This is a genomic window from Kribbella sp. WER1 (assembly GCF_054189145.1).
Map to the genome: position 1 here is coordinate 2765087 of NZ_CM135186.1, position 26503 is coordinate 2791589.

Annotated in this window: 24 protein-coding genes; 12 read left to right on the top strand and 12 right to left on the bottom strand. The window is 69.0% G+C overall.

Annotation, left to right across the window (positions count from 1 at the left end; genetic code table 11):
• Positions 1–23 precede the first annotated feature (23 nt).
• Together ACXJJ3_RS13480 and ACXJJ3_RS13485 are read left to right on the top strand one after the other, a co-directional pair.
• Positions 24–1799, top strand: coding sequence for a DUF222 domain-containing protein (locus ACXJJ3_RS13480; protein ID WP_458170355.1), 1776 nt, complete (start codon positions 24–26; stop codon positions 1797–1799).
• Positions 1800–1930: 131 nt separating this feature from the next.
• The gene (locus tag ACXJJ3_RS13485) at positions 1931–2263 is read left to right on the top strand and encodes a chorismate mutase (protein ID WP_458170356.1); all 333 of its coding nucleotides are present in this window, start codon (positions 1931–1933) and stop codon (positions 2261–2263) included.
• Between the two features lie 203 nt (positions 2264–2466).
• Here the strand turns inward: ACXJJ3_RS13485 and ACXJJ3_RS13490 are convergent, their stop codons facing one another.
• A complete protein-coding gene (locus tag ACXJJ3_RS13490) occupies positions 2467–2958 on the bottom strand; it encodes a DUF1269 domain-containing protein (protein WP_458170357.1) in 492 nt (163 codons plus the stop codon).
• A 422-nt stretch (positions 2959–3380) separates the two neighbouring features.
• Here ACXJJ3_RS13490 and ACXJJ3_RS13495 point away from each other — a divergent pair, with 422 nt between their 5' ends.
• The 6 genes from ACXJJ3_RS13495 (at position 3381) to ACXJJ3_RS13520 (ending at position 8257) form a co-directional block, all read left to right on the top strand.
• Entirely contained in the window at positions 3381–4289 is a 909-nt protein-coding gene (locus tag ACXJJ3_RS13495) for an ABC transporter ATP-binding protein (protein WP_458170358.1), read from the top strand.
• On the top strand, positions 4286–5020 hold the full coding sequence (locus ACXJJ3_RS13500; RefSeq protein WP_344198519.1) for an ABC transporter permease: 735 nt from the start codon (positions 4286–4288) through the stop codon (positions 5018–5020). Before ACXJJ3_RS13495 ends, ACXJJ3_RS13500 begins: the two co-directional genes overlap by 4 nt.
• A 35-nt stretch (positions 5021–5055) precedes the next feature.
• Positions 5056–6186, top strand: coding sequence for a sensor histidine kinase (locus tag ACXJJ3_RS13505; RefSeq protein WP_458170359.1), 1131 nt, complete (start codon positions 5056–5058; stop codon positions 6184–6186).
• Positions 6187–6196: 10 nt separating this feature from the next.
• The gene (locus ACXJJ3_RS13510) at positions 6197–6805 is read left to right on the top strand and encodes a response regulator (RefSeq protein ID WP_458170360.1); all 609 of its coding nucleotides are present in this window, start codon (positions 6197–6199) and stop codon (positions 6803–6805) included.
• A gap of 43 nt (positions 6806–6848) precedes the next feature.
• A complete protein-coding gene (locus ACXJJ3_RS13515) occupies positions 6849–7946 on the top strand; it encodes a sulfite oxidase (RefSeq protein WP_458170361.1) in 1098 nt (365 codons plus the stop codon).
• An 86-nt stretch (positions 7947–8032) separates the two neighbouring features.
• Complete coding sequence (locus tag ACXJJ3_RS13520; RefSeq protein WP_458170362.1) at positions 8033–8257, top strand: hypothetical protein; 225 nt, start codon at positions 8033–8035, stop codon at positions 8255–8257.
• On the opposite strand, the gene ACXJJ3_RS13525 is transcribed toward ACXJJ3_RS13520, so the two are convergent.
• From ACXJJ3_RS13525 to ACXJJ3_RS13570, 10 genes are all read right to left on the bottom strand, one after another.
• On the bottom strand, positions 8194–8973 hold the full coding sequence (locus ACXJJ3_RS13525; protein ID WP_458170363.1) for a hypothetical protein: 780 nt from the start codon (positions 8971–8973) through the stop codon (positions 8194–8196). The two genes, ACXJJ3_RS13520 and ACXJJ3_RS13525, sit on opposite strands and share 64 nt — an antisense overlap.
• 19 nt (positions 8974–8992) lie before the next feature.
• Positions 8993–10459, bottom strand: coding sequence for a multicopper oxidase family protein (locus tag ACXJJ3_RS13530; protein ID WP_458170364.1), 1467 nt, complete (start codon positions 10457–10459; stop codon positions 8993–8995).
• Positions 10452–10865, bottom strand: coding sequence for a hypothetical protein (locus tag ACXJJ3_RS13535; RefSeq protein ID WP_458170365.1), 414 nt, complete (start codon positions 10863–10865; stop codon positions 10452–10454). Before ACXJJ3_RS13535 ends, ACXJJ3_RS13530 begins: the two co-directional genes overlap by 8 nt.
• Entirely contained in the window at positions 10862–11359 is a 498-nt protein-coding gene (locus ACXJJ3_RS13540; protein WP_458170366.1) for a DUF1707 SHOCT-like domain-containing protein, read from the bottom strand. The genes ACXJJ3_RS13535 and ACXJJ3_RS13540 overlap by 4 nt, the downstream gene beginning before the upstream one ends.
• A gap of 170 nt (positions 11360–11529) precedes the next feature.
• Positions 11530–12885, bottom strand: coding sequence for an ABC transporter substrate-binding protein (locus ACXJJ3_RS13545; protein ID WP_458170367.1), 1356 nt, complete (start codon positions 12883–12885; stop codon positions 11530–11532).
• The gene (locus tag ACXJJ3_RS13550) at positions 12882–13760 is read right to left on the bottom strand and encodes a carbohydrate ABC transporter permease (protein WP_458170368.1); all 879 of its coding nucleotides are present in this window, start codon (positions 13758–13760) and stop codon (positions 12882–12884) included. The genes ACXJJ3_RS13545 and ACXJJ3_RS13550 overlap by 4 nt, the downstream gene beginning before the upstream one ends.
• A complete protein-coding gene (locus ACXJJ3_RS13555) occupies positions 13757–14698 on the bottom strand; it encodes a carbohydrate ABC transporter permease (RefSeq protein WP_458170369.1) in 942 nt (313 codons plus the stop codon). Before ACXJJ3_RS13555 ends, ACXJJ3_RS13550 begins: the two co-directional genes overlap by 4 nt.
• A gap of 36 nt (positions 14699–14734) precedes the next feature.
• Positions 14735–16852 carry an alpha-galactosidase gene (locus tag ACXJJ3_RS13560; RefSeq protein ID WP_458170370.1) on the bottom strand — a complete coding sequence of 706 codons (2118 nt, stop codon included), beginning with the start codon at positions 16850–16852 and terminating at the stop codon, positions 14735–14737.
• 127 nt (positions 16853–16979) lie between these two features.
• Positions 16980–17303, bottom strand: a complete 324-nt coding sequence (locus ACXJJ3_RS13565; protein WP_458171886.1) for a DNA polymerase beta superfamily protein — start codon at positions 17301–17303, stop codon at positions 16980–16982.
• A 54-nt stretch (positions 17304–17357) separates the two neighbouring features.
• Positions 17358–18275 (bottom strand): nucleotidyltransferase domain-containing protein, encoded by a 918-nt coding sequence (locus ACXJJ3_RS13570; protein ID WP_458170371.1) that lies wholly within the window; start codon positions 18273–18275, stop codon positions 17358–17360.
• A 241-nt stretch (positions 18276–18516) separates the two neighbouring features.
• Between ACXJJ3_RS13570 and ACXJJ3_RS13575 the strand changes: the two genes are divergently transcribed.
• On the top strand, positions 18517–19668 hold the full coding sequence (locus ACXJJ3_RS13575; RefSeq protein ID WP_458170372.1) for a hypothetical protein: 1152 nt from the start codon (positions 18517–18519) through the stop codon (positions 19666–19668).
• Between the two features lie 56 nt (positions 19669–19724).
• Here the strand turns inward: ACXJJ3_RS13575 and ACXJJ3_RS13580 are convergent, their stop codons facing one another.
• Positions 19725–22040, bottom strand: a complete 2316-nt coding sequence (locus tag ACXJJ3_RS13580; RefSeq protein ID WP_458170373.1) for a M4 family metallopeptidase — start codon at positions 22038–22040, stop codon at positions 19725–19727.
• A 446-nt stretch (positions 22041–22486) separates the two neighbouring features.
• Here ACXJJ3_RS13580 and ACXJJ3_RS13585 point away from each other — a divergent pair, with 446 nt between their 5' ends.
• The 3 genes from ACXJJ3_RS13585 to ACXJJ3_RS13595 are packed head-to-tail and all read left to right on the top strand — an operon-like array spanning position 22487 to position 26437.
• The gene (locus tag ACXJJ3_RS13585; RefSeq protein WP_458170374.1) at positions 22487–24790 is read left to right on the top strand and encodes an FHA domain-containing protein; all 2304 of its coding nucleotides are present in this window, start codon (positions 22487–22489) and stop codon (positions 24788–24790) included.
• 28 nt (positions 24791–24818) lie between these two features.
• Positions 24819–25250: a MarR family winged helix-turn-helix transcriptional regulator gene (locus ACXJJ3_RS13590; protein ID WP_458170375.1), complete on the top strand. Its 432-nt coding sequence runs from the start codon at positions 24819–24821 to the stop codon at positions 25248–25250.
• Positions 25247–26437, top strand: coding sequence for an epoxide hydrolase family protein (locus ACXJJ3_RS13595; RefSeq protein ID WP_458170376.1), 1191 nt, complete (start codon positions 25247–25249; stop codon positions 26435–26437). Before ACXJJ3_RS13590 ends, ACXJJ3_RS13595 begins: the two co-directional genes overlap by 4 nt.
• Positions 26438–26503: the final 66 nt, after the last annotated feature.

Consider the following 26503-nt stretch of genomic DNA (forward strand, 5'->3'; position numbering starts at 1 on the left):
AGGCGTTGTCTAGGCTTCTCTCCATGGACATCCTCGAGGGTCGGCAGGTGATTGCCCTAGGCAACCACGACCTCCTGCCCGCCCTCGACGCCCTCAACACCGAGATCCTCCGCCTGGAATCCCTCCGCCTCCAAGTCATCGCCCGCATCGAAGAGTCCGGCCTCCCCCAGGAGTTGGGCGCCCGAGACACGGTCGAGCTCCTCACCTTCCGCCACCACCGCAACCGCCCCGAAGCCTGGCGTGACGTCCGCCTGGCCCGCACCCTCCCCAAGTACAAGACCGTCCAAGCAGCCCTCGATACCCTCCAAACCGCCCACGCATCGGCGATCGTCACCGAACTGGAACGCGTCCGTACCCGCGTCCCGGTAGAAGACCTCGACATCGCCGAAACCCAACTCGTCGGGCTAGCGGCCCACCTCACCCCGAACGAGCTCCGCACCGCCGCCAAACAACTCTGCAACCTCCTCGACTCCGACGGCCCCGAACCCGAAGAGCAAAAGGCCTACCAGCGCGAGTCCCTCACCCTGACGGCTGCCGAGAACGGCGTGAAGTTCCGCGGCTACCTCGCCAACGAAAACGCAGAACGATTGCGCACCGTCATCCACACCGGCGCCCGCCCCCACAAAACCACCGACGGCGAACACGACCCCCGCCCCCGCGACAAACGCCAAGCCGACGCCCTCACCACCGCACTGACGGTCGCCACCAACGCCTGGGACACCGCCACCCCAGGCCACGGCGCCAAAGCCAACATCACCATCACCATCGACCTCGACGACCTCCGCACCACCACCGCGAACACCACCGCGAACACAACCGCGAACGCCGCCGGCCAAACCCACCAGCCCAGCCGAACCAACCGACCCGGCGGAACCGACCGAACCGGTGGAACCAGCCAGCCCGGCGGAACCGACCGACCCGACCGAACCGGCGGAACCGGCCAGCCCGGCGGAACCGGCCAGCCCGGCGGAACCGGCCAGCCCGGCGGAACCGGTCAGCCCGGCGGAACCGGCGGAACCGGCCAGAGCGCGGGGACCGGTCGGATGGTCTACGGCGACGACCTGTCCGCCGCCACCGTCCGCCGTCTGGCCTGCGACGCAGGCATCATCCCCCTCGTCCTCGGCTCCAACTCCGAACCCTTGGACGTCGGCCGCCGCGAACGCCTCGTCACCCGACCCATCCGCCACGCCCTCAACGCCCGCGACCGCGGCTGTGTCGTCTGCGCGGCACCACCGGTGATGTGCGACGCCCACCACCTGACCTCCTGGCTCGACGGAGGCCCCACCACCCTCACCAACCTGGCGTTGCTGTGCCGCCGCCACCACATAGACCTCCACGCCGGCCGCTGGCACCTCACCATCACCAACGGCAAAGTCCACGTAGCCCGCCCCACCTGGGCCACGCCAACCACCACTCACCCAACCGAGTCCCACCCCACCCAGCCCCAACCCCAACCCACCAAGCCCCACCTCGCCCAGACCCAACCCACCAGGCCCCAGCCCGCCGGCCCCACACATCCAGCAGCCACGACCCACGGCACACCTCCGCCCGCACCAGTGTCACCGGGTGCGGAACCCGCACGCCCGCATCACCTCGACACCACCCCACCCCCACCACCCAACCCGTGGGGCTACACAGACCCGCCCACCCAACGCCGCAGCCGTTGGAAGGCCGACGAAGCAACCCTCACAGCCGCCGCCCACTTCGCCGTCTGGGGCACCCACACCCCCACCACAGATCGCACCAAAGCCCCAGCCACCGACCCCGCCACCGGCCCGCCCTCCTTCGCCACCATCTGACCGCCCCCGGTCCCCCGCCAGTCCGCAATCAACTCGCGGACCGCCTCCCCCTGCCCACCCCCAGTCACCCCACCAACCACCCACCGTCTTCCACCAAATCCCCCACCCACCCGCCGCGTACGCTGACCCCCATGACCGCGAGCGAGGACACAACCCAGCAGCCAGTAGACCCGGCCGTAGTAGCCGAGCTAGGCCGCCTCCGCGACAGCATCGACAACATCGACGCCGCGGTAGTCCACATGCTCGCCGAACGCTTCAAGTGCACCCAGCAAGTAGGCCGCCTAAAGGCCGACCACGCCCTCCCACCCGCCGACCCGGCCCGCGAGTCCCGCCAGATAGCCCGCCTCCGCGAACTGGCCGAAAACGCCAAACTCGACCCAGCCTTCGCCGAAAAGTTCCTCAACTTCATCATCAGCGAAGTAATCCACCACCACGAACAACTAGCCAACGCCCCCAAGCCCTAACCACCCGCCCCACGCCCACCGTCTCCACCGCGGGTTGGGCTCCCGCCGAGGCATGACCCCAAGCCGCCCGCGCCACGAGCCCAAGCCGCCGCCCCCAAGCCCTGAGCAGCCACCCACCCCGCCGGGCCCCACCCGCCCGCCAGGCCCACCCCGCGAAGCCGCGCCGCCACCGCAATGCCCCGCCCTTCGCAACCCTCAATTCCCTAGTCCGCGAACAATTCGTGGATCGCCGCCTCCTGCTCATCCGACAGATTCGACCGAATGAGCCGCGCCCGAAGCCCGGTCGCCCGGAAGGTCTCCCGCACCTTCTCCGTCATCTCATCACTGGACAACAGGAACAACGCCGAAGTCCCCGGCGTCACCTCGTCCCGCACACTCTTGATGAACTCGTCATCGATCCCCACATCCCGCAACGACCCCGCCAACGCCCCCGTGGCCGCCCCGATAGCGACCCCCGCCACCGGCCCCAAAAAGATCGTCCCGAACAGCAACCCCCAAAACATCCCACCCACGGCCCCCGCTCCACTCATCCCCCGCAGTTGCCGAGTCCGAGGCCGCCGCCCCTCCGGCTGCCACGACACGGAAGCCGCATCATGCACCCGAATCACCCCATCCTTGGCCAACCCCTCCAACGTCCCGATCGCCTGATTGGCCCCATCCCAACTCCCAAACTTCCACACCGTCAAAGTCCCCATAACCCACTCCTCTCCCCCCAACCCGTACTCCCCCAATCCCCACCCCGCCACCCCCAACCACACATCCACCCCACCCAACCCAAAGGAGCACCCACCAAGCCGACATCAGGCAGCCGTCCTTCGCGGATGCACCCACCCCCACCTCGGGCACCACAACCTCCGCACAGCACCACCTTCCGCCCAGCGCAACAGCAGCACGCCCGCCGGCATATCCCCTGCCTGCGCCATCACCTGCACACCGCACCACCTCCCGCGCACCCGCCGAAGGCGGCAACAGGCAGCCGGCGTGGAGCGTTGGCCTTTGGGGGTGGGGGTGAGGGGGACCCTGAGGAATGGGGTCGGGGGGTGGGCTGACTTATGTCATGGGTGGGTTGTGACGGGTGGTCCAGGTGGGTGGGAGGTGGGTTCGGGATGCTTTTGGTATGACGACAACGACTGCGGTCAGCCTGCGGGGTGTGACCAAGAGGTATGCGGACGTGCAGGCCGTCGCCGGGGTGGATCTGGATATCCGGGCCGGTGAGGTGGTGGCGCTGCTGGGGCCCAACGGGGCGGGGAAGTCGACGACGATCGAGATGCTGCTCGGGTTGGTGCGGCCGGATCAGGGGACCGTGCAGGTGTACGGGGGTACGCCGACGGACGCGATCGCGAAGGGGCAGGTCGGGGTGATGCTGCAGAGTGGCGGCATCATCGAGGACGCGAAGGTGGGCGAGCTGCTGAACCTGGTGGCGGGCCTGCACAAGGACCCGATGCCGGTGCAGGAGGCCCTCGAGCGGGCGGGGATCGCGGACCTGACGGGCCGGACGATGAAGGGCCTGTCCGGCGGGCAGAAGCAGCGGGTGCGGTTCGCGATGGCGATCATCCCGCAGCCGGATCTGATCGTGCTGGACGAGCCGACGACCGGGATGGATGTCGAGTCCCGGCGGGACTTCTGGGCGTCGATGCACGCCGAGACGGCCCGTGGGCGGACGGTGCTGTTCGCGACCCATTACCTGGAGGAGGCGGACTCGTACGCCGATCGCGTGGTGCTGATGCGGAACGGCAAGGTCGTTGCCGACGGCACCGCTGCGCAGATCAAGGCGAGCGTTTCCGGTCGTACGATCCGCGCGACCGTTCCCGGTGCCGACCTGGCCGCCCTCGCGGCGCTGCCCGGCGTACGGAATGTGGAGACGCGCGGCGAGGTGGTGCTGCTGCAGTGTGCGGACTCCGACGGCACGCTGCGGTACCTGCTGGACAACACGAAGGCGCACGACATCGAGGTGACCTCGGCGGACCTCGAGGACGCCGTACTCGCGATCACCGACCAGGACAAGGCACAGGAGACGCTGACATGAACCGGGACTATCTGATCTTCGACATCCGCCGCACCCTGCGGAACCGCCGGGTGATGATCTTCTCGATCCTGATGCCGGTGGTGCTGTTCCTGATCTTCGGGCTGACGATCCCGAAGGAAGCCACCGAGGGCGGGATCTCCGCGATCGCGTACGTGATGGTGAGTATGGCGATGTTTGGCTCGATGTCGGCGGCGATGAGCAGCGGCGGCGTGATCGCGGCCGAGCGCGACGGCGGCTGGAACCGGACGCTGCGGCTGACGCCGTTGAAGCCGCAGGCGTACGTCGTCAACAAGGTGATCCTGAGCCTGCTGCTGGCGATCCCGCCGCTGCTCGTGGTGTTCCTGTTCGGGATGACGATGGGCCACGTGCACCTGAGCGTGACGCAGTGGGTGACGGTCGCGCTGGTGTCCTGGCTCGGCGCCCTGCCGTTCGCGGCGATCGGCCTGGTGATCGGCTACATCGCGAAGCCGGACAGCGTGCAGCCGATCACCGGTCTGAGCACGATGCTGATCGCAGCGTTCGGCGGGCTCTGGCTGCCGGTCGACCAGATGCCGAAGGCGATGAAGTACGTCGCTGAGCTGACGCCGGCGTACTGGACCGGGCAGACGTCGCGGAGCGCCCTCGCCCAGACCGGGCTGGACACCCACGCGCTGCTCGTGGTGATCGGCTGGACCGTCGTCCTCGGGTTCATCGGCCTGCGCCGGTTCCGGGCCGACACCGCCCGCGCCTGAGCCGGAGCGGGTCCCGAAGGTTTACCGTGACGACCGTGAAGACGAATCCGACGATCCTCGACGGGGTGGCGACCCGGGTCGGCAGAGGCCCGGGCCGCTGGGGCTGGGTGGCCGGCGCGATCTGGCTGTTCTACCTGTCGCAGCCGCTGCAGAGCGTCGCCGACAAGCAGCACGGCGTCGTCCGGATCGTCGGGTTCCTCACGGTGCTGCTGTTCGCGGCCAGCTATCTCGGGTTCTTCGGGCTGGTCCGCTGGGCCGTCAAGCACGGGGACCTGCTGCCCTGGCAGCGCTTCGGGTACCTGGCCGTGATGCTCGTTCTGTGCCTGCTGATGATCCCGACCGCTGGGCAGACCGCGCTCACCGGGCTGGTGTACATCGCGGCCTGCGGGATGATGCTGCTGGAGCTCCCGGCCGGGGTCGCGCTGGTCCTGACCTTGCTGGCCGGGGCGGAGATCTCGATGCGGATCGTGCCGGGCTGGAGCGACGACGGCAGCTACGGGTTCGCGATCTTCCTCGGCGCGCTCGCGGTGTTCGGGATGCGGCGGGCGATCCAGCGCAGTATCGAACTGGACGCCGCCCGCCGGGACATGGCCGAGCTGGCCGTCCAGGAGGAACGGAACCGGTTCGCCCGGGACCTGCACGACATCCTCGGCCACTCGCTGACCGTGATCACGGTGAAGGCCGAGCTGGCCGGCAAGCTGATCGCGGCGAACCCGGACCGGGCGGCGACCGAGGTCGCGGACGTCGAGAGTCTGGCCCGGGCGGCGCTGGCCGACGTACGGGCGGCAGTCGCCGGGTACCGCGAGCTCAGCCTGGCCGGTGAACTGGTGTCCGCGAAGGCGGCGTTGCAGGCCGCCGGGGTGAAGGCGGACCTGCCGACGACGGTCGACGAGGTACCGGAGGGCAACCGGGAGCTGTTCGCCTGGGTGGTCCGCGAGGGCGTCACGAACGTCGTCCGGCACTCGGGCGCGAAGCGGTGCACGATCAAGCTCGGCGCCGCCGAGATCGAGGTCCTCGACGACGGCAAGGGCCCGACGCCCGGCGGCGGTGCGTCCGGCCACGGGCTGATCGGATTGCGGGAGCGCGCCGACCAGGCAGACGCCGCCGTACAGGTTGGTCAGGCGCCCGGCGGCGGCTTCCGGCTGGCCGTCAAGGTCGGAATGTGAGGATGTCCGGGTGAGCATTCGACTGCTGATCGCCGACGACCAGGCGCTGGTCCGCGGCGCCCTCGCCGCCCTCCTCGACCTGGAGCCCGACCTGGACGTGGTGGCCGAGGTCGGTCGCGGCGACGAGGTGCTCGACGCCGCGAAGACCTCGCGGCCCGACGTCGCGCTGCTCGACGTCGAGATGCCCGGCCTGGACGGGATCGAGGCGGCCGCGGCGCTGCGGACCGCCGTACCGGGGGTGCGGGTGCTGATGGTGACCACGTTCGGCCGGCCCGGGTACCTGCGGCGCGCGATGGAGGCGGGCGCGGCCGGGTTCGTCGTGAAGGACACGCCCGCGACGCAACTGGCGGACGCGGTACGGCGGGTGCACCAGGGGCTCCGCGTGGTCGACCCGTCGCTGGCGGCGGAGACGCTGGTGGCCGGGACGAGTCCGTTGACCGGTCGCGAGTCCGACGTACTGCGGGCCGCCCGGGACGGCGGGACCGTCGCCGACATCGCGAAGGAACTGCACCTGTCCGAAGGCACCGTCCGCAACCATCTGTCCTCGGCGATCGGGAAGACCGGCGCCCGGACCCGCGCCGAGGCCGCGCGGATCGCGCTCGACAACGGGTGGTTGTAGCCGGTCCCTACCACTAGGGTTTGTCCTAGGGGAGGAGACTGAGATGTCTGTGAGCGATTTCAGTGTCCGGGGGCGGTTGGCGGACACCGGTGAGGGGATCACGCCGGACGAGTTGCAACTGGCGGCGCGGAACCACGCGATGCCGCTGGAGGGTCTGCGGTACGACGTGACGCCGCCCGGGCTGCACTACGTCCTCGTGCACTACGACATCCCGGCGACGGATGCCGGGGACTGGCGGCTCGACCTGGACGGGTGCGTCGAGGAGCCGTTGTCGTTCGGGCTGACCGAGCTGCGCGCGATGGGCCGGCGGACGATCCGGGTCACGCTCGAGTGCGCCGGGAACGGCCGCGCGACGCTGCAGCCGCGACCGATCAGCCAGCCGTGGTTGTCGGAGGCGGTCGGCACCGCGGAATGGACCGGCGTCCTGCTGGCGGATCTGCTGCGGGCCGCCGGGCTGCGCGAGGGCGCGGTGGACGTGGTTTTCACCGGCGCGGACCACGGGGTGGAGCGCGGCGTCGAGCAGGACTACCAGCGGTCGCTGACGGTCGCGGAGGCGCTCGACTCCGGCGCGATCGTCGCCTGGGAGATGAACGGTACGCCGTTGCCGCCGCAGCACGGGTATCCGCTGCGGCTCGTCGTACCGGGGTGGTACGGGATGGCGAGCGTGAAGTGGCTGCGGTCGATCGAGGTGATCGACCACGCGTTCGACGGGTTCCAGAACGCGGTCGCGTACCGGTACCGGACCGCGGCGGACGAGCCTGGACTGCCGGTGACCCGGATCGCGCCGCGGGCGCTGCTGGTGCCGCCCGGGTTCCCGGACTTCATGAGCCGCCACCGATTCGTTGCCGCAGGCTCCGTTCCGTTGTTCGGCCGGGCCTGGTCCGGGTGGGCGCCGATCGAACGCGTCGAGGTCAGCACGGACGCCGGCGTGAACTGGCACCCCGCCAGACTGGATGCCCCCGGCAACGACGAGTTCGCCTGGCGGGCGTTCGCGTACGACTGGGAGGCGACACCGGGCGAACACGTGCTGACGGTGCGTTCGTACGACGCCAGCGGCCGCGAACAACCCATCGAGGCCGAGTGGAACCGCGGCGGCTTCGCGAACAACACCGCCCAGCGCATCACCGTCCTGGTCACCTGAGCGCACCGCGTGTCGCTCGCGAATTCCGCCGTACCGCCGTCACATCCTGGAGTTGGGTACACGGTCCTCACTCCAGGAGTGTGACGGTGAACGACAACCAGCTGCACGCACGCATCTTCCGCACCACGGACGAGTGGTACGCCGACGTCGACGACCAACTCGACCCCCAGCCGGACAACCCCCTCTGGCACGGCACCTACACCACCCAACCAGCCGCCCTGCAAGCCGCCTGCGCCCACCTCGCGGTTCACAGGAACAGGAACGCCATCAAGCCGGCGGCGAACAGCGCCGCCACCACGAACAACGGGTAGATGTACCAGGCAACATGCCAGTCGGCGTCCGCGGCGAGCACATTCGACGGATCGCCGGGGTCGACGATCACGCCGATCCGATCGCCCTTGCGGGGCAACGGATCGAGCTGATCGGCACCGTCGATCTCGACCTTCGATCCGTCGCGGGGGTGGGCGACGGCGATCGTGACGTCGCGGTTCTTCGACCACTTGTCGACGCTCACCGACAGCACCACCGCCTGCTCGACCGGGGTGTGCTCGGCGATCCGCTGGTCGTGGCGAGCATCGGCGATGCCGAACGGCGCGATGCTGAGCCCGCCGAGAACCAGCGTGCCGCCGACGGCCACGCGCAGCAGGCCCAGTACGCCGAGCCCGGCCAGCCAGCGCGGGCGGCCGGGGCCGGTGGAGCTGTGGCGGCCGGTGCCTGGCGGGTCGGGGTGGAGGCGGCGGCGGGCGGCGGCCTCGCGGGCCCGGGCGAGGGCTCGGGAGCGGGCTCGTTCGCGACGGGCGAGGGTACGGCGGGTCGGCTGCTCGAGGCGGTTCCACCACGCGAACCGCTCGACCAGCCAGCGGGCGGGGTAGCAGGCGCCGCCCGCGATCATGCCGCAGACGAGCGGGTTGTCGTACAGGAAGCTGGGGCGGGTCAGCCAGCCGACGAAGTACAAACCGGCGCCGGTGGCGACGAAGAACAGCAACAGCAGGACCAACTGCCGGCCGTGCAGATCGTCGTCGCTCACCCGGACATCATGCGGGATTTCACTCCGGTTCGTTGTGTGAGTTTCCGCCCACTCGGTACGGGGTGGTGATGCCTTCGTACATGAGGTGGGTCATCAGGCCTTGGGAGGCGTGGGGGAGGTTGTGGCAGTGGTCCATCCAGAGGCCTGGGTTGTTGGCTACGAAGGCTATTTCGTAGGTTTCCTTGTTGCCCACCTCGAGGGTGTCGGTCCACCACGGGGCGCCGGTGGCAGCTACGCCGTTGCGGGAGAGGACGACGGCGTGGTGGCCGTGGAGGTGCATGGGGTGGGCCTGGCCGCTGGTGTTGGAGATCTTCATCCGGACGACGTCACCCTCGGCGACCATGAACATCGGGACGTCGGGGAACTTGTGGCCGTTGATCGTCCACCACAGGCCGGGTTTGCCGTCCAGGAAGCCGGCGGTGCGGCCGATGCGGTAGTCGAAGTTGCGGTTCGCTGTGGCAGGGTCGAAGCCGAGCGGCGCGGGCGTGCCGTACTTCAGCAGGTCGACGGTGTCGCCGGGCAGGTTCCCGCTCGGCGGGTCGGTGCCTGCGGGGGCGATGCCGAGCGACAGCGCCGACGCACCCGCCACCAACCGGAGACCGCCCGCGGGGACGACGGCTTCGAGGTCCACCCGGCCGCCCGCGGGTAGTGCGTAGGCGGCAGTCGTGGGAGTGGGTCCGTGGACGTCGTTTCCGTCGACCGCGACGACCTTGTCCGGCGTGCCGAGCAGCCCGACTCGGAGGACCGTGTTGTCGGTGTTGATCACCCGCACGCGCGCCGTCGTACCGGCCGGGAGATCCACCCGTGCCGTCCCCGTGCGCCCGTTGATCGTGCGTTTGCCGTCGTACGTGTGGATCGTCGCGAGCACCTCACTGCGCGAAACCTGGGTGGCCGGGGCGATCACGATCGGGCCGAACAGCCCGCCCTTCACCTCGTCGCTCGACACCTGGTGCGAGTGGTACCAGTACGTCCCGGCCTGCTCCGCCTTGAAGCGGTACACATGCTTCCCGCCCACCGGTACCGCGTCCTGCGTGACCCCGGCGACGCCGTCCTCGGCGTTCGGTACGTCGATCCCGTGCCAGTGCAGCGTGGCACCGTCCTTCACGGACTCGTTCATGAACGTGACCTGCACCAGGTCGCCGACCTTCGCCCGGATCAGCGGGCCGGGCGACGTGCCGTTCACGGTGTACCCGTCGACGGTCTCGCCGGACGCGAGCTTGTACGTCTGCTTGCGCGCAACCAGCGTCACGTTCACGTCCGGCGTACCGGTCTTCGGGCCGGTCAGGTCGGCGACGCTCATCCCACCGTGGTGCATGTGATCCATCGAGCTCGGCCCGCCGCCGTAGTCGGCGTACCCCATCTCGGCCGGGTTGTACTCCCCCGGGACCAGGCTGGTCGCCCAGAGGTAGCCCAGCGGTACGAGTACCGCGAGGACCACCCCGAGGGCGACCAGTCGACCCCACCGACGTTTCCGGACCTCAGGCACTGGTCACGGATTCCTTCGGTACGGCGGCCCGCCGGGCGCCGGCGCTCGCGATCCCCGCGATCACCAGGCCGTTGATCCCGTGCAGCACTCCCAGCGCCGGTATGCCGAACGACACCACCGCGAGCACGAACTGCACGACCACGAGGCCGACGACGATCCCGGCCAGCACCCGGCCGCGCGGTACGTCGGTCAGGAACGACACGATCAGGAACACCAGCGCGAGCAGGCCGATCACCGAACCGGCGATGCTGTGGTACGCCTCGCCGAAGTTGCTGTAGTCGGCACCGATCGACGCGCCGTCGTTGGCGTCCTTCGCGATCGTGAAGCCGGACAGCGCGATCGACGCGATCTGCAGCACGACCGCGATCGCGATCGTCAGGCCGACGATCCGGTACACGTTCCTCATGCCCGGCGCTCCATCCGCCGCTTCCGGATCACGAACACCGCGGCCACGATCAACGCGATCGGCAGGATCGGCGGGTGCCCACCGCCGAACACGCAACCGATGGACGCGAGTACGCCGAGCACACCCAGCGCGATCAGCAACGGCAACGGCACCCGGCTGATGAACCCTCGCGAAGCCCACGGCGGCCGCCCACCAGGACCAGGAGCGGATTCAGCAGCAGAGTTCTGAGGTGCGGTCCACGGCGGCTTGCTCCAACCCCACGGACCGGCCCAGTTCTCACCGTCACCGGCGGTCGGCTGCTGCTGACCAGGCAGGTCCGCGAACAGCTCTCCGAGATCTGCCTCGGTTTTGGCTTTGAGGGCCTGCTCGACGCGATCGGAGTGCTCCTCCGCGGTCAGCCGGCCGGCTTCGTAATGTTCGCCGAGGCGCCGGACGGCGTCCTCGCGTTCACGGTCGCCGATGCGGATCGGTCCGCCCGGCCTCTCCTCGTTCATGACTCTCCCTGATGGTCGAAGGTTCTCCGATGCCACCAAGGTTGTCGTTCCGGCCCCCCGATCCGCGTCGCCTCAGCGGCGACACCTCCGCTACCCCCGGAGGAGCACACTGCACCGCTCGACGCAGTACGGCGTACTCCCCCGGGCGTAGTCGCACCCAGGGTCAACCCTTAGCTGTTGACCGACAGGATCTGGTTGACGTCCTTGTTCGCCTTCGCCAGCGACGACGGCGCCGCCTCGAACGACATCACCGCGTCCATCGCCGGCGTCATCACCGCGGTCACGTCCGCGGCGTTCGGGTTCGCCGGGTACGGGAAGACATCCCCGGCCTCGACCGGCTCCAGGAACGGCGTGACGTCCCACCCGGTCTTCGCGAACGCCGCCTTCGCGGCCGGCATGCTCGCCGCGACCGCCGGGAACACCACGCCTGCCTTGGCGACGATGTCCTGCGCGGTCTGCGATCCGAGGAACTTCACCCACGCCCACGACGCCTCGCGCCGGGTCGTCCCCGCCCAGATGGTGTCGGCGAGCCCGTTCATCATCGACATCCGCTTGCCGACCGGCCCGATCGGCAGCCGCGCCAGCTTCGTCTTCACCTGCTTCAGCGTGCCGTACGTGCCGAGCATCCAGGACCCGTTCGGCGTGATCGCGTACTTCCCCGCGCCGAACGAGGTCGTCACGTCGACCCCGGACTTCGCCTGCGCGTACGTCGGCATCAGGCCCTTGGTGATCAGCCCGCGCCACCACCCGATCGTGTCGGTGAACTTCGGGTCGCCGTAGAAGAACTTGGTCCCCCACGGTTCGCCTTCGGAGTACTTCCAGCCGTTGGTCGCGGCGTACCAGCTCCAGCTGGTCTGCCCGTCACCACCGCCGGCGTCGGCGTACCCGAGTCCGTAGACCTTCACGTTGCCCTTGTCGAACCCGGGCTGGTCACCGCGGCGGCCCTTGGAGTCGACGGTGAGTCGCCGGACGATCTGCTCGAACGTGCCGCCGTCCTGCGGGTTCCACGTCATCGAGTTGAGCTGCTCGGTACTGATCCCGGCGGCCTCGGTCAGCGCGCTGTTGTAGAAGTACACCTCGGTGTCCCAGTCCTTCGGCAACCCGTACCGCTTGCCGTCGGCACCGATCCACCGATCCGCCAGGCCCTTCTGGTAGATGTCCAGGTCCACCTTGTCCCGGGACACGAACTCGTCGATCGGCAGCACCTGCCCCTTGGCCGCGAACAGCGGGTACTTCGACGAGTGCCCGGTGAACACGTCCGGCGCGGTGTCCGAGATGAACCCGGTGACCAGCTTCGACCAGTAGTCGTTCCAGCCGTACTGCTCGATCGTCACGGAGTACTGCGGGTTCTGTTGGTGGAAGACCTTCGCGCACTCGGTGTACATCGGCAGCTGCGCGGAGTCCCACAACCAGTAGATGATCTCGCCGTCGCCGCGCGCGGTGGCCCCGTTGTTGCAGGCGGCAACGGCCGGGACGGCGAGCGACGCGAGTCCTGCCTTCAGCAGGGTCCTTCGGGATAGGTTCATTTGATCCCCGAGAAGCCGATGGAGTTCGTGATCCGCTTGGCGAACGCCAGGAACAGGATGATCATCGGCAGCGCCGCGATCAGCGTCGCCGCCATCAGCCCGGCCCAGTCCGGACCGCCCTGCGGCGTCTGCGAACGGAACACGCCCAGCGCGACCGTCAGCACCCGGACGTTCTCCTGCTGCCCGACGAGCAGCGGCCAGAAGTAGTCGTTCCAGGAGTTGATGTAGGTCAGGATCGCCAGCGTCGCGATCGGCGCACCGCTCATCGGGATGATCAGCCCGAAGAAGATCCGCCGGTGCCCGGCGCCGTCGATCATCGCCGCCTCTTCCAGTTCCCGGTTGATACCGAGGAAGAACTGCCGGAGGAAGAAGATCGCGAACGGCGTCATGAACGCCCCCGGAAGGATGATGCCGGCGAAGCTGTTCAGCAGCCCGAGGTTCTTGATCAGGACGAAGTTCGGCAGCGTGGTGAAGATCGGCGGCACCATCAGCGCGGCCAGGAACAACGCGAACACCTTGTCCCGCCCGGGCCAGCGCAGCCGGGCGAACGCGTACGCCGCCATCGCGCTGAAGAACACCTGGCACACCGTCGTGACCGTTGCCACGACCAACGAGTTCCGCAGGTACAGCCAGAAGTTCACCGCCGCGCCGGAACCACCCTGTGCCTGCGCCTCCTCGATCGACGCCAGCCCGAGGACCCGCTTGAACGCACCGAGCGTGGTCTCCACGGGCAGCAACGAATGCGGGTGCCCCGGCAGCTGCGTGTTGTCGGAGAACGCCGTCCGCAGCATCCAGTAGAACGGGAAGAGCGTCACGATCAGCAGGATGAACAGCATGACCCAGGCAACGGTCCTGCCGACACCGAGTCGCCTCATGCGAGATCACTCTCCTTCGCCCGCAGCAGCCGCAACTGCACCAGCGACACCACGGCAAGGATCGCGAACAGCACCAACGCCATCGCGGACGCGTACCCGAAGTCGAACCGGGTGAACGCGCGCTCGTAGATGTAGTAGTAGATGACCCGCGTCGCGTTGATCGGACCACCCTGAGTCGTCACCGCGACCGTGTCGAAGATCTGGAACGACCCGATCATGGTGACCACCAGGACCATCACCAGAACGGGCCGCAGCAGCGGCAGCGTGATCCGCCAGAACGTCTTCCACTCGGTGGATCCGTCCACCTCCGCGGCCTCGTAGACGTACGACGGAATCGTCTGGAGTCCGGCGAACACCAGCAGCGCCGTGTACCCCATGTGCCGCCAGACGTTGATGCCGGCAACGGTCGGGATCGCCCAGTGCGAGTCGCCGAAGAACGCCACCGGGTCGACCCCGAACCAGCCGAGGAACGTGTTCACGACACCGACCTGCACGTCGAGCATCCAGTACCAGACCAGCGCCACGACCACGTTCGCCACCAGGTACGGCGCCAGGATGATCGCCCGGACCGTGATCGACTTGGTCAGCCGGTACATCAGCATCGCGATCCCGACCGCCAGCACGGTCTGCAGGCCGATGTTGATCACGACGTACTCGACCGTGACGACGAGCGCGTTCCAGAAGAAGCTGTCGTGGATCATCCGCTCGTAGTTGGCCAGCCCGTTGAACTTGGGCGGTGTAAGGAGGCTGTACTGGGTGAAGCTCAGGTACGCGCCGCGGAGCGTCGGCCAGATGTAGAAGACCACGAAACCGACCGTGGCCGGGGCGAGGAAGATCATCGCGACCTTGAGGTCTCCCAGGCTGCGCCTCTTCCCCGGCGGCGCGGCCTGTCCCCCGTGACTCGGCGCTGATCTAGGTGGTGCGTTGGTAGTGGTCACGGGGGATCTCCTTCTGTTGGTCGCGATCGGGCGGGCTTACCCGATCGCCGTCACGTCCAGCAAGATCGCGCTCTCGGGCCATTGCGCGGGCATCAGCACACCGACCGAGGCGAGGGCGGCGCCGTTCAGCTCCACGCTTCCACCGTCGGCCGACCACCCCGCGGACCGCGACTCGGCCCCGGGTGTCGCGACCAAGCCGGCGCGGTACGTCGTCTGCGGGTCGAGTCCGGGCAGCCGCACCCGGCCGACCGCCGAGGTCACCGACTGCGCGACCTGGACGACGCCGAACACGCCGCGGGAACCGTCCTGTGCCACGACGCCGTGCACGAGCACGTCCTCGGGACCGCGGTCCGCGCGGACCACGCGCCCGGTGTGCAGCAACGGCCGCAGCTCCTTGTGCAGGGCGACCCAGCCCTTCAGCTCTTCACGCTCGGCGACCGACGCCGAGGCGATGTCCCACTCGATCCCGAAGTGCCCGAACAGCGCGGTGATCGCGCGGAACGACAGCGTCTGGGTCCGGCCGGTGGTGTGCGCCCGCGGCGGGCCGACGTGGCAGCCGATCAGCTCCGGCGGCAGCAGCAACTGCGTGTACCGCTGGATCGTCTGACGCTCGAGCGCGTCGTTGCTGTCGCTGCCCCAGACCCGATCGGTGCGCTCCAGGATGCCGAGGTCGACACGCGCGCCACCGGACGAGCAGGACTCGATCTCCAGGCCCGGGTGCCGGCGCTTCAGCTCGTCGATCAGCCGGTACACGGCCGCGGTCTGCTCGTGGATGCCCGCCGTACCGGTGTGCTGGTTGCCGCCGTCGACGAAGTCGCGGTTGTGGTCCCACTTCAGGTACGCGATGTCGTACTCGCCGAGGATGCTGTCCAGCCGCTCGAGGATGTATTCGTACGCCTCCGGGATACCGAGGTTCAGGCCCTGCTGGTTGCGTGCGGTCGGCGGCATCCGGTTGCCGGTGGCAAGGATCCAGTCGGGGTGCTTGCGGGCCAGGTCGGAGTCCGGGTTCACCATCTCCGGCTCCACCCAGAGCCCGAACTGCAGCCCGAGACCGCGGACGTGGTCGACCAGCGGGTGCAGGCCGTTCGGCCAGATGCCCTCGTCGACGTACCAGTCGCCGAGCCCGGCGTGGTCGTCGCGGCGGCCGCGGAACCAGCCGTCGTCGAGCACGAACCGCTCGGCCCCGACCTCGGCGGCCGCGTCCGCGAGCGACTTCAGCTTCGCCAGGTCGAGGTCGAAGTACACGGCCTCCCAGGTGTTCAGTACGACGGGACGCTCGGTCGTCGGGTGCTGCGGACGGGCGCGCAGGTAGTCGTGGAACCGGTGCGACACCTGGTCGAGGCCGACGCCGTACGAGCCGTAGATCCACGGGGTGCTGTAGGTGCTTCGCGGCTGGAGGCGGCCCTCGCCGGGGAGGAGCAGTTCCCCGCCGCCGATCACGCCGTACCCGGTCATGCCACGCTCGGCGTACGAGCGGTGGTTGCCGCTCCAGGCGGTGTGCACGCCCCAGACCTCGCCGGTGCGGAAGCCGAAGCTCTCGGTGCCGGCCAGCAGCAGCAGCGTGGCGTCGGCGCCGGTGCGGCCGCGGCGGTTGTCGCGGATGTGCGCGCCCTGCGTGAACGCGTGCCGCTGCGGGTGCCGCTCGCCGATGTGCCGGCCGGTCAGGTCGAGCAGCTCGGTCGCCTCGGTCGGTACCGGCAGTGCGAGGAACAGGCCGTCGACGGTGTACGGCGACGTCCCGGTGTTGGTCAGGTCGGCCTTGGTCTTCACCAGGCCGGAGTCGGTGAGCTCGATCGTGAGCTTCAGCTCGAGCCCGGCATCGGCCGCCTCGACCTGGACGACGTTGCCGGTCTGCGCGACGTTCGTCAGGCGGAAGCTCGCAGAGAAGTCCTGGCCGTCGCGGTGCCCGTTCAGCCCCGGCAGGCCGAACCAGCCGGCCGAGTACTCCGGCACGATCGCGACCGGGCGGTCCTCGTTCAGCCCGCTGCCGCTCTGGACGGCTCCGGCGCCGCGGCGCAGTTCCAGCAGAGCGTTCCCGGTCAGCTCGCCCAGGTCCGCGCCCCAGTGCAGCACGGACGGCAGTCCCGGACCGGAACAGTCCAGCACCAGGCTGACCCCCGCCGCCCGGAGCTGCAGAATCTCGATGTTCGCCACTGTTGATTCACTCTGCTTTCTGATTGATTTCAGGACGGAACTATTTCCCTTGCTGAGCCCGTTGTCAATGCTTCACGAAGTTAAGTAAATAGGCTAAGCCCGTCTACAACGAAGGAACAGAGGGAATTCAGCGCCCCAGCCCCACCCAAACCGCCAACTCGTGCAGCCCAGCCTCCACCGACGGGCGATCCGGCAACTTGCTCACTGCCACCGCCTCGTCGAGTACGCCGTGCAACCGCGCCACGTCGTCCGCGAGCAGCTCGCCACTCGGCCCGTCGAACCCGCGGTAGTGGTGCGCATGCCACTTGGTGATGCAGCCGTCGGCGAGCGCGACGAGCTGTTCGTGTTCCCGCGTACTGCGGACGACGAGCGGCGACAGCACCTGCTCGATGACGTAGCCGTTGCGGCGCCGCATCAGGCGGGCGAACTTGGCCAGGTCGTGGGTGACCAGGTCGACCTCGGCCCCGTTCTCGAACCAGGTTCGGCGTAGTCGAGCTGCCGTATGTCACGCGTCATCGAGGCTTCTCCTTCGTACCGATCGCAGCCAGTTGTCGACGGTTGCCACGTCTGGCGTCGCCGGGAGCACCGTGTGCCGCAGGGCCTGGTCGAGGTCGGCGTGTAGTTGCAGGCGCCAGCGTTCCACCTCGTCCCACGGAACCTCGCCGTGCCGGATGGCGAGCAGGCGTTCCCGGTGTGGGCCGACGTCGACGACGAGGGTTGCTTCCAGCAACAGTTCGCGGGCCGACAGCAACAGCCGGATCAGGTGCATGACGTGCTTCCACTTCGGCGTACCGTCACGGCGGAAGTCCGTCTCGAGCTTCTTGAACTGACTGAGTACGTAGCCGGAGTACGTCTGGTAGGCCACCTGGGACAGGAAGGACCGCCGGAGGTTCGTGAGCTCCTCCCCCAGCGGCGTCTGCCGGACCACCAGCGGTGAGTGCAGGACCTCGAGAAGGTTCGGGTTCGACTTGAGCGCGAGCTCGCAGAACCGCTCGACCTCCCAGGAGAACCACTCCGGCTCAGGACCGTCCACGTGCATCGGCGGCTTCACGAGCGACCAGAACGCCTCCGTCGGCGCCACGTACACCCCACGGGTGTCCGTGTCCGACCCGTCCGTGTCCAGCCCGAACGCCCGCGACCCGACCACGGCCGCGTAGATCGTGTGCTCGCGCACCAGGCGGTCGCCGTCGGGCTGCTCCAGTCCGAGCGCCTCGTCCTGGTACGCCGTCCGAAGACTGAGCTGATCCCGCCGCACGACGGTCTCGCGCCCGTCGACGAGCCGCACCGTGTACCGCCCGTCCGCGGTGATTCCCGCCACCGTCCCGGTCGCCCCGCGCTGCGCCGTACCACCCCGATCGTCGGGCCCCGCGACCCGCACGACCACCTGCGTGCCGACCGGCAACTGCGGACCAGGCGTGGACATGGGCCCCATCCTGCCCGACCGCCGGACCTCCGCCACTCAGCAAACAACCCGCTCCACCCCCTCGGCCGGCTTGACACAGCAGTGACAGCGCGCAAACGCGCCAGTACGCTGTGTCTACCCAGCATTGTTACCGGGAAGTATCTGGTCGGTGGTCAACCGATCACCTAACTCCGGCGAGAGAGGCCTTCCGGTGGTTGGAACCAGAGGTCGTCGAGTGTCCGCAGCAGTTCTCCTACTCTCCTTGACCGGCCTAGGGCTGGTCGCTCCCCCGGCGCACGCCGACGGTCCCGGGTCGGGGACGCCCTACGTCGTGACCGTTGGGGACTCCTACATCTCGGGCGAGGCCGGCCGTTGGGCCGGGAGCTCGAACGACTCCGAGGCACCGGCCGACGCGCTCGGTGCGACCGCGTACTACGACAACGCCGCCCACACCGCCGAGCAGATCCCGCGCTGCCACCGCAGCCAGTCGGCCGAGGCGTACGTCGGCGGCGGCGTCGGCGGGCTGAACCTGGCCTGCTCCGGCGCTCGCACCACGACCGGCACCGGCGACTACTTCAAGCCGGGCCTGGACTTCTACGACGACGGCGCCGGGCATCTCGGGCAGGCGAAGATGCTGCAGCAGTTCGCGGCGACCCACAACGTCAAGCAGGTCGTGGTCTCGATCGGCGGCAACGACTTCAACTTCGCGTCGATCGTCAGCCAGTGCGTGCAGGACTTCCTGCTGTCGCCGTCCTGGAACCCGGACTACTGCAAGGACGACTCGTCGGTCGTCGCGAACTTCACAACCTCGAACATCACCGCGGTCCGGGCCAAGATCGTCACCGCGTTCCAGAACCTGCGCACCGCGATGCGCAACGCCGGGTACGGCGACACATCGTGGAACCTCGTCGTACAGACGTATCCGTCGCCGATCCCGTCCGCCAGCGGGTTCCGGTACAGCCAGAGCGGCTACACCCGGCAGAGCACCGGCGGCTGCGGCTTCTGGAACGCCGACGCCGACTGGGCGAACAGCACCGCGCTCGTCACGATCAACAACACCGTCCGGGACGCCATCGGCCAGTCCGGCCTCGGCAACACCCGGCTGCTCGAACTCCAGTCCGCGTTCAACGGCCGCCGGCTGTGCGAAAAGGGCGTCGGCCTGTACGAGGAGGTCGGCCTGAGCTCCTGGAAGCAGCCGGCCGCCGTCGACAGGACCGAGTGGATCAACCAGATCCGCACCGTCACCACCGTCGGCTCGAACTACTACATCCAGGAGTCCCTGCACCCGAACTACTGGGCCCAGCTCGCACTCCGCAACTGCGTCCGCCAGACCTACACCCAGAATCGCGGCGGTACCTGCACGATCGCCGGCACCGGCCTGGTCAACGGCGAACCACAGATGGCCCTCGGCTAGACAAGCGCCGGCCGCCGCACCTTCACGCGGTGCGGCGGCCGGTTCTGTTCTTCAGGTCAGCTCAGGTTGAGGCCCGTGTCGTCCACGACGAACGAGGTCTGCAGCGAGACGTCCTCGCTGCCACTGAAGCTGATCGTCACCGTCTGGCCGGCGAACGACGACAGGTTGAACGACTTGAGCGAGTAACCGCTCGCCTTGTTCAGGTTCGAGTACGTCGCCAGCGTCGTCGAGCCCGCCTTCACCGTGAGCGTGTCGTACGCGGTCGAAGTGGTGGTCTCCGCCGAGTCGACGTGCAGGTAGAAGGAGAACGTCGCCGAGCACCCGGCCGGGATCGTCACCGACTGGCTGAGCGTGTCGGTGTGCGTCTGGCCGTAGCCGTCCATCCACGCCTTCCAGGAACCGCTGTGCGCGGGCTGGGAGGTGGTGTTGTCGACCACGCCGGTCGACGCCGTCCACGGGGCCGCCGTACCGGTCTCGAAGCCCGGGTTGCCGAGCTTCTGGCCGGAGCAGCTGCCGGTGCCGCCGCTCACGGTGATCGTGAACTGCGCGGAACCCGAACCACCCGCGCTCGCGGTCGCCGTCGCGGTGACGTTGAACGTGCCGCTCGCGGTCGGCGTACCGGACACCGTGCCGGTCGACGAGCCGATCGTGACACCGGCGGGCAGGCCGGTCGCGGACCAGGTGTACGGCGAGGTGCCGCCGGACGCGGTCAGCGTGAACGGCGTCAGCGCCGTGTTGACCGTACCGGTCTTGTTGCCCGGGTTGCTGACCGTGACACCGCCGGTGGCGGAGCAGGTCGGGTCACCCGACTGTGCCGGTACGCTCACCGCGTCCCACGCCGCCTTGACCGAGTTGAACTCGGCGCAGCTGCCCGGGTACAGGTTCTTCGCGGCGGTCAGCGTCCAGGTGCGGTACTTCAGGTACGACGCGCTGCTGGTCTTCATCAGCATCGCGTTGTACATGATCTTGATGGCCTTCTGGATGCCCAGCCCGGCCACCGACGAGCTGTTGCAGGTCGGGACGTTCGGCGAACCGCCGCTGCCCTGCGAGAGCAGGGTGAACCAGTGGTTGCCCGGGCCGGCGGCCGCGTGCACCTCGGTGGTCGGGATCGAGCTCGAGTAGCAGTTCGGGTCGCCGAGCGCCGACGGGTTGTACATGTTCCGGATCGGGCCGCTGCCGACCAGGTTGATCTGCTCGCCGACCAGGAAGTCCGGCGTGTCGTACGGCGAGGGCTCGTTCGCGTACCACTCGGTCGCCGCACCGAACGTGTCCGCGACGAACTCCTGGGTGCCGTTGCCGGAGATCCCGCCCGGCGTGTGGTCGTCGATGCCGTGACCCATCTCGTGCGCCACCACGTCGATCGAGCCGATCCACTGGTTCGCGGAGTTGTGGCCGATCTGCACCTGCGAGCCGTCGTAGTACGCGTTCTCGTCGGCCAGTCCGACCCGGATCGGCCAGGCGCCGCCGGAACCGTCCATACCGTTGCGGCCGAGCCAGTCGGTGAGCATCTTCTTCTCGGTCTGCGCGGCGAACAGCGCGTCGACGCAGCCCGTCTCCTTGACCGTGGCGGTCCCGTTGCCCCAGTTGTCGTCCGGACCGGTGAACGTGGTGTTGTTCGCCGCGTCCTGGCAGGACAGGTTGGTGGTGTTCGGGTCCTTCATCGAGTACGTGCTGCCGGACAGCGTGGTGTCCAGGTGCACCGGGTTCGGGCCGTTCCAGGCCGACGTACCGTTGCCGAACATCACGTGCTCCTTGGTACCGAGCACCTTGCCGGTCTGCGCGTCGACGTACACCGACAGGCTCGACGGCTCCTTGCCGTTGCTGCCGCTCACCCGCGACTCCCAGGCGAGCTTCGGGGTGCCGTTCAGCGCGTACACCGCGAGCGTCGGCGTGGTCGAGGACTTGACCACCTTCAGCTGCTTGTTCGCGGACTGCTTCGCGGCGGCGGCCGACACCTTCGCGGTCGTCGACAGGTCCGGTACGGCGGTGGTCTGGGCGACCGAGGTGGACTTCACGGCCCCCCTGCTGTCGGTCACGACGACGAAGTCGCCGCCGACCACGGGCAGACCCTTGTACGAGCGCTCGTACGGGACGTACTGCAGCCCGGACTGGTCCGAGATCACCGGCTTCGCGGTGAATTTGTCGTCCTTCGAGGCGTGCAGGGCGCTCGGCCGGCCGGCCACCAGCGAGGACGCGGAGCCGGCGGCGAACGCCTTCGACTGCGCAGCTGACGGACGGGGCGGCGGGGCCGCACTCGGGGCGGCGCCTGCGGCCGACGTACCGAGTCCGGCGAGTGCTGCCGCGGCGAGGCTGGTAACCCCGAGACTGGCTATTGCCAGTTTGGCGGCAGGCTTGCGGGAACGCTGAGACATGGTGGTCCCTTCGCGAAAGGTGCTGGGCGGGTTGCGCGCTGAGCCGGACTGCAGGGGGTGCACCACGCCGCCTGGAACCTCCGGCCGCTTCATTCGGGAGCTGCCTCGGACAGTCCCCTTCCATTCGATCCCGATGAATCGCGCGGCGAGACACTATGTCCGGCGCCCGGGGCGAGCAAGGCGCTGTCGTGCCGTTGGCACGCCGATGACAACTGACCGCGTTGTCATCGCTACCAAGCGCTGACATGGGCCCCGCGAAGCTGAGAATCATCACGGCCCGCCCGGTCTCCGACGCACACAGTCGTCAAGTTGCGCAGTCAGCGAACTGCTGGTGTCCTGGGGCAGGTGTGAATGGCAGAATCGCGCAGACGAGCCGGCTGCCGCGGGGTGCGACGCCTCGCGCGGCGCCGACGGATCGCGACCAGGACGACGCCGCTGGGGAGCAAGTGGAAACCGAATTCGTGCTGTCCCTGGGCGACCAGCGCTGGCCACTGCCCCCCACCGCCACCACCGTCACCATCGGCCGCGCCTCGAACGCCGACATCCGCCTCCAGGCCGACGACCAGATCTCCCGCATCCACGCCCGCCTGACCCGCGAGTCCACCACCTGGACCCTCCACGACGCCTCCCGCAACGGCACCGGCCTCAACGGCCACCGCCTGACCGCCCCCACCCCCCTCAACCCCGGCGACCGAATCCACATCGGCCGCTCGATCCTCACCTTCCACACCATCCCCCAATCCCCCACAACCCCACCCCCAGCACCCCCCACCCACGCCGCCCCCGCACCCGCCGCCGCCGCGCCCGCGGCCTCCGCCTCCGGACCGGCCGCCGCCTCCGTGGCCGCCCTCTCCGGACCTGCCGCCTCCCCAGCCGAGCCAGCCCCGTCTGGCGCCTTCCCCGCGCAGACGGACGACAACCCGCCCGTTCACGCAGGCGGACACCCGTTCTCAACGGACACCCCCGCGTCACAACCCAGCCTGCACGCGGACGACCACCCCGCGGGCGATCCCTCCGACGCACCTCCGAACGACCACTCCGCGGGCGCCCAGACCAACAGCCCGTTCACGCCGACCGGCTCACCTGCGAATGAGCGGTCCGGCGTACCAGCAGACGACTACCCGGCGGGTGGATACACGGCACACGCCCCGGGCGGGAACCCGTTCGCGGCGGGCGGATCGGCGGCAGGTGAGCGGTCCGGCGTACCGGCAGACAGCTACCCGATGGAGGCTGGCGGCGACGGCTCCGGCGTACACGCGGGCGTCTACCCAGCGGGTGATGCAGACGAGAACCCGTTCACAGCAGGCGGCGCCGCTGCAGCTGACGGATCCGCTGAACGAGCAGGCGACTACCCGGCGGGTGGCTACCCGGCACACGCCCCGGGCGACAACCCGCTCACGGCAGGCGGATCGGCTGCGGGTGACGGATCCGCGGTACGAGCGGACGACTACCCGGCGGGTGGATACCCGGCGCACGCTGCGGGCGGGAACCCGTTCGCGGCGGGCGGTGCGGCTTCGGCTGACGGATCCGGCGTGCGGGCAGACGACTATCCCGGGTACGACGCTGGTGGCGAGGGCTCCGCGGGCGGCTACTCGGCAGGCGAGGCGGGTGGGAACCCGTTCGCGGCAGGTGGCTCGGCTGTGGGTGAAGGCTCCGGCGTACCGGCTGACGGCTACTCGGCTGGTGATGAGGTCGGGCACGGGCCTGTTGGGCTTGTGCCTGGGTTTGAGGGGCGGGATGGGGCGCCTTGGGCGGCTTATCCGTCGGCGGACAATCCGGAGCCGGTGCGGTCCCCGTGGGAGGTTTCGGGGCAGATCGATCAGTCGGAGTCCAACTGGAACGAGTCGGACAGTTGGCCCGGGCCGACCGATCGGCGGGCTCCAGCCGGTGATCGCCGCGGCGATGGTTTCGCCAACCAGCAAGTGGAAGGGCAGCAGGCCGGCGGGTTGCAGGCCGGCCAGGAGGCTGAAGGGGACCTGCCCGGGCAGGAGCTGGGTGGGCGGTCTGGGCAAGAGGCGGATGGGCGGTCCCCGGGGCGGGGTGTTCGGCAGGGTGATGGGGATCCTGAGGCGGTGGGGACCGTTCGGTTGCCTCGGGTTTTGGTGGTGGCGGGTGGGATTGTTGTTGTCGGGCTGGTGGTCAATCTGGTGGCGAGTTTCTTCTCCACCGGACCGGGCGGCATGCTCCGGTGGCTGATCGCGCCGAGTATTGCGCTGGTGGCCGGCATGGTGCTCGCGTTGATCGACGCGGCCGCGCCCAAACCGCAGCGCCCGGGACGCTTCGACGTCTCGGTGTTGATCGCGATCGGCGTCGTCCTTGTCGGCATCGGCGTCGGTGGGTTCGCACTCACCGCGGGGACGGAGTACGTCGCCGGCTACCTGACCGGCAACGAATCCGGTGCCGACCGCCTGGTGAAGCCCGTCGCGAAGTCCGGGTCGGGCATCACCGTCACCGTCGAGAACGTCACCTACACCAGCCACTTCACCCGCATCGAGGTCCAGGTCGCGAACCGCGGCAAGCAGGCGTTCTCGATCCCGATCGACGGTACGACGTTCACCGCCGCCGACGGCACCGCCCTGCGCGCCGACCCGGGGAAGAGTTCCTGGCCGAGCCGGATCGACGCGGGTGGCAGCGAGCACGGGACGATCACGTTCAAGGGCAAACTGCCGGACAGCGCGACGCAGGCGGCGCTCACGTTCAAGTCGGGCAGTACGACGTTCACGGTCTCCGGAGTGACCCTCAGCAAGTAACATCGAAAATCGATGTATAGTCGGGTCCGTGAGTGATCTGGACGTCGACCGGCTGACCACGGTCATCGAGGACTTCAACACGATCTTCATCCGGCTGCCGTCCGTGCGCCGGCTCAACTTCTCCGCCCTGTCGGTCCTGCACACCCTCGACCGCAACGGCCCACTCCGCCTCACCGCGCTGCTCGCGACCGAGCAACTCAAGCAACCCGCGCTCACCAGCCTGGTCGCGAAGCTCGAGCAGGACGGCCTGCTGCAGCGCGCCCCCGACCCGACCGACGGCCGCGCGAGCCTGCTCTCGCTGACCCGCGACGGCCGGCAGATCGTGCATTCCCGGCACGCGAACCGCGTCGCCGAGCTGACCGCGCTCGTGGACCGCCTGACGCCGGCCGAGCGCGCCGTACTCGCCGGCTCGATCGACGTACTCCACCGGCTGACCGAAATCGCAGAGGACCCCCGATGATCCCGACCCCGATCGCCGTCTCCGACGAGGTGCTCGACGACCTCCGCCGCCGTCTCCGCGCGACCAAGTGGCCCCGCGACGCGGGCAACGACGACGGCTTCTACGGCGTACGCCGTACCCGGCTGCAACCACTGGTCGAGTACTGGGCCGACGGCTACGACTGGCGCGCCGCCGAGCGCGCGATCAACTCCTACGACCACTTCCGCGTCGACGTCGGCGACGTACCGGTGCACTTCCTGCGCCGGCCGGGCGTCGGGCCGGATCCGGTGCCGTTGATCCTCAGCCACGGGTGGCCGTGGACGTTCTGGCACTGGTCGAAGGTGATCGACCGGCTCGCGGACCCGGCGGCGTACGGCGGTGATCCAGCCGACGCGTTCGAGGTGATCGTGCCGTCGCTGCCGGGGTTCGGGTACTCGACGCCGACGCCGCCGGACATGAACTACTGGAAGATCGCCGACGTCTGGCACGAGCTGATGACCGGCGTCCTCGGGTTCGGAAAGTACGCCGCGGCCGGGTGCGACGTCGGCGCGCTGATCAGCGGGCAACTCGGGCACAAGTACGCCGACGAGCTGTACGGGATCCACATCGGGTCGGCGCTGAAGCTGACGCTGTTCAACGGCGACCGCGGCTGGGACCTGAGCGGCGGGAACCCGATCCCGGAAGGACTTCCGCCGGAGATCCACGACCGGATCGTCGAGATCGAGCGCCGATTCGCGGCGCATCTCGCGGCGCACGTCCTGCACCCGAGCAGCCTCGGCTACGGTCTCGCGGACTCGCCGGTCGGGATGCTCGGATGGATCATGGAACGCTGGCTGAGCTGGGCGGGGAGCGAGGACGCGTTCACCGACGACGAACTGCTCACGCACGCGACGATCTTCTGGACCGGGAACGCGATCGACACGTCGATCCGCACGTACGCGAACAACAACCGCTACCCGTGGACCCCGTCACACGACCGCACGCCGGTCATCGAGGCCCCGACCGGCATCACGTTCGTCGGCCACGAGGACCCGCCCGGCGTCCACACCCCGGACGAACGCGTCCAGCACTTCCTCGCCGGCGATCGCGCACCTTGGTACAACCACACCAACATCACCGCACACCCGACCGGCGGCCACTTCATACCGTGGGAGCTGCCAACGGAATGGACCGACGACCTACGACGGACGTTCCGCCCGCTGCGTTAGGTATGCCGCCGTGACCGCGTCCGCCGGGAGGTAGGTCTCGACCGCGACCTCCTCCAGCGTGACATC

Coding starts and splice junctions, on each gene's coding strand:
- ACXJJ3_RS13480 (WP_458170355.1), top strand. CDS start 24: ATGGACATCCTCGAGGGTCGGCAGGTGATTGCCCTAGGCAACCACGAC.
- ACXJJ3_RS13595 (WP_458170376.1), top strand. CDS start 25,247: ATGATCCCGACCCCGATCGCCGTCTCCGACGAGGTGCTCGACGACCTC.
- ACXJJ3_RS13580 (WP_458170373.1), bottom strand. CDS start 22,040: ATGTCTCAGCGTTCCCGCAAGCCTGCCGCCAAACTGGCAATAGCCAGT.
- ACXJJ3_RS13500 (WP_344198519.1), top strand. CDS start 4,286: ATGAACCGGGACTATCTGATCTTCGACATCCGCCGCACCCTGCGGAAC.
- ACXJJ3_RS13570 (WP_458170371.1), bottom strand. CDS start 18,275: ATGTCCACGCCTGGTCCGCAGTTGCCGGTCGGCACGCAGGTGGTCGTG.
- ACXJJ3_RS13550 (WP_458170368.1), bottom strand. CDS start 13,760: ATGAGGCGACTCGGTGTCGGCAGGACCGTTGCCTGGGTCATGCTGTTC.
- ACXJJ3_RS13515 (WP_458170361.1), top strand. CDS start 6,849: ATGTCTGTGAGCGATTTCAGTGTCCGGGGGCGGTTGGCGGACACCGGT.
- ACXJJ3_RS13495 (WP_458170358.1), top strand. CDS start 3,381: ATGACGACAACGACTGCGGTCAGCCTGCGGGGTGTGACCAAGAGGTAT.
- ACXJJ3_RS13545 (WP_458170367.1), bottom strand. CDS start 12,885: ATGAACCTATCCCGAAGGACCCTGCTGAAGGCAGGACTCGCGTCGCTC.
- ACXJJ3_RS13540 (WP_458170366.1), bottom strand. CDS start 11,359: ATGAACGAGGAGAGGCCGGGCGGACCGATCCGCATCGGCGACCGTGAA.
- ACXJJ3_RS13490 (WP_458170357.1), bottom strand. CDS start 2,958: ATGGGGACTTTGACGGTGTGGAAGTTTGGGAGTTGGGATGGGGCCAAT.
- ACXJJ3_RS13535 (WP_458170365.1), bottom strand. CDS start 10,865: ATGAGGAACGTGTACCGGATCGTCGGCCTGACGATCGCGATCGCGGTC.
- ACXJJ3_RS13485 (WP_458170356.1), top strand. CDS start 1,931: ATGACCGCGAGCGAGGACACAACCCAGCAGCCAGTAGACCCGGCCGTA.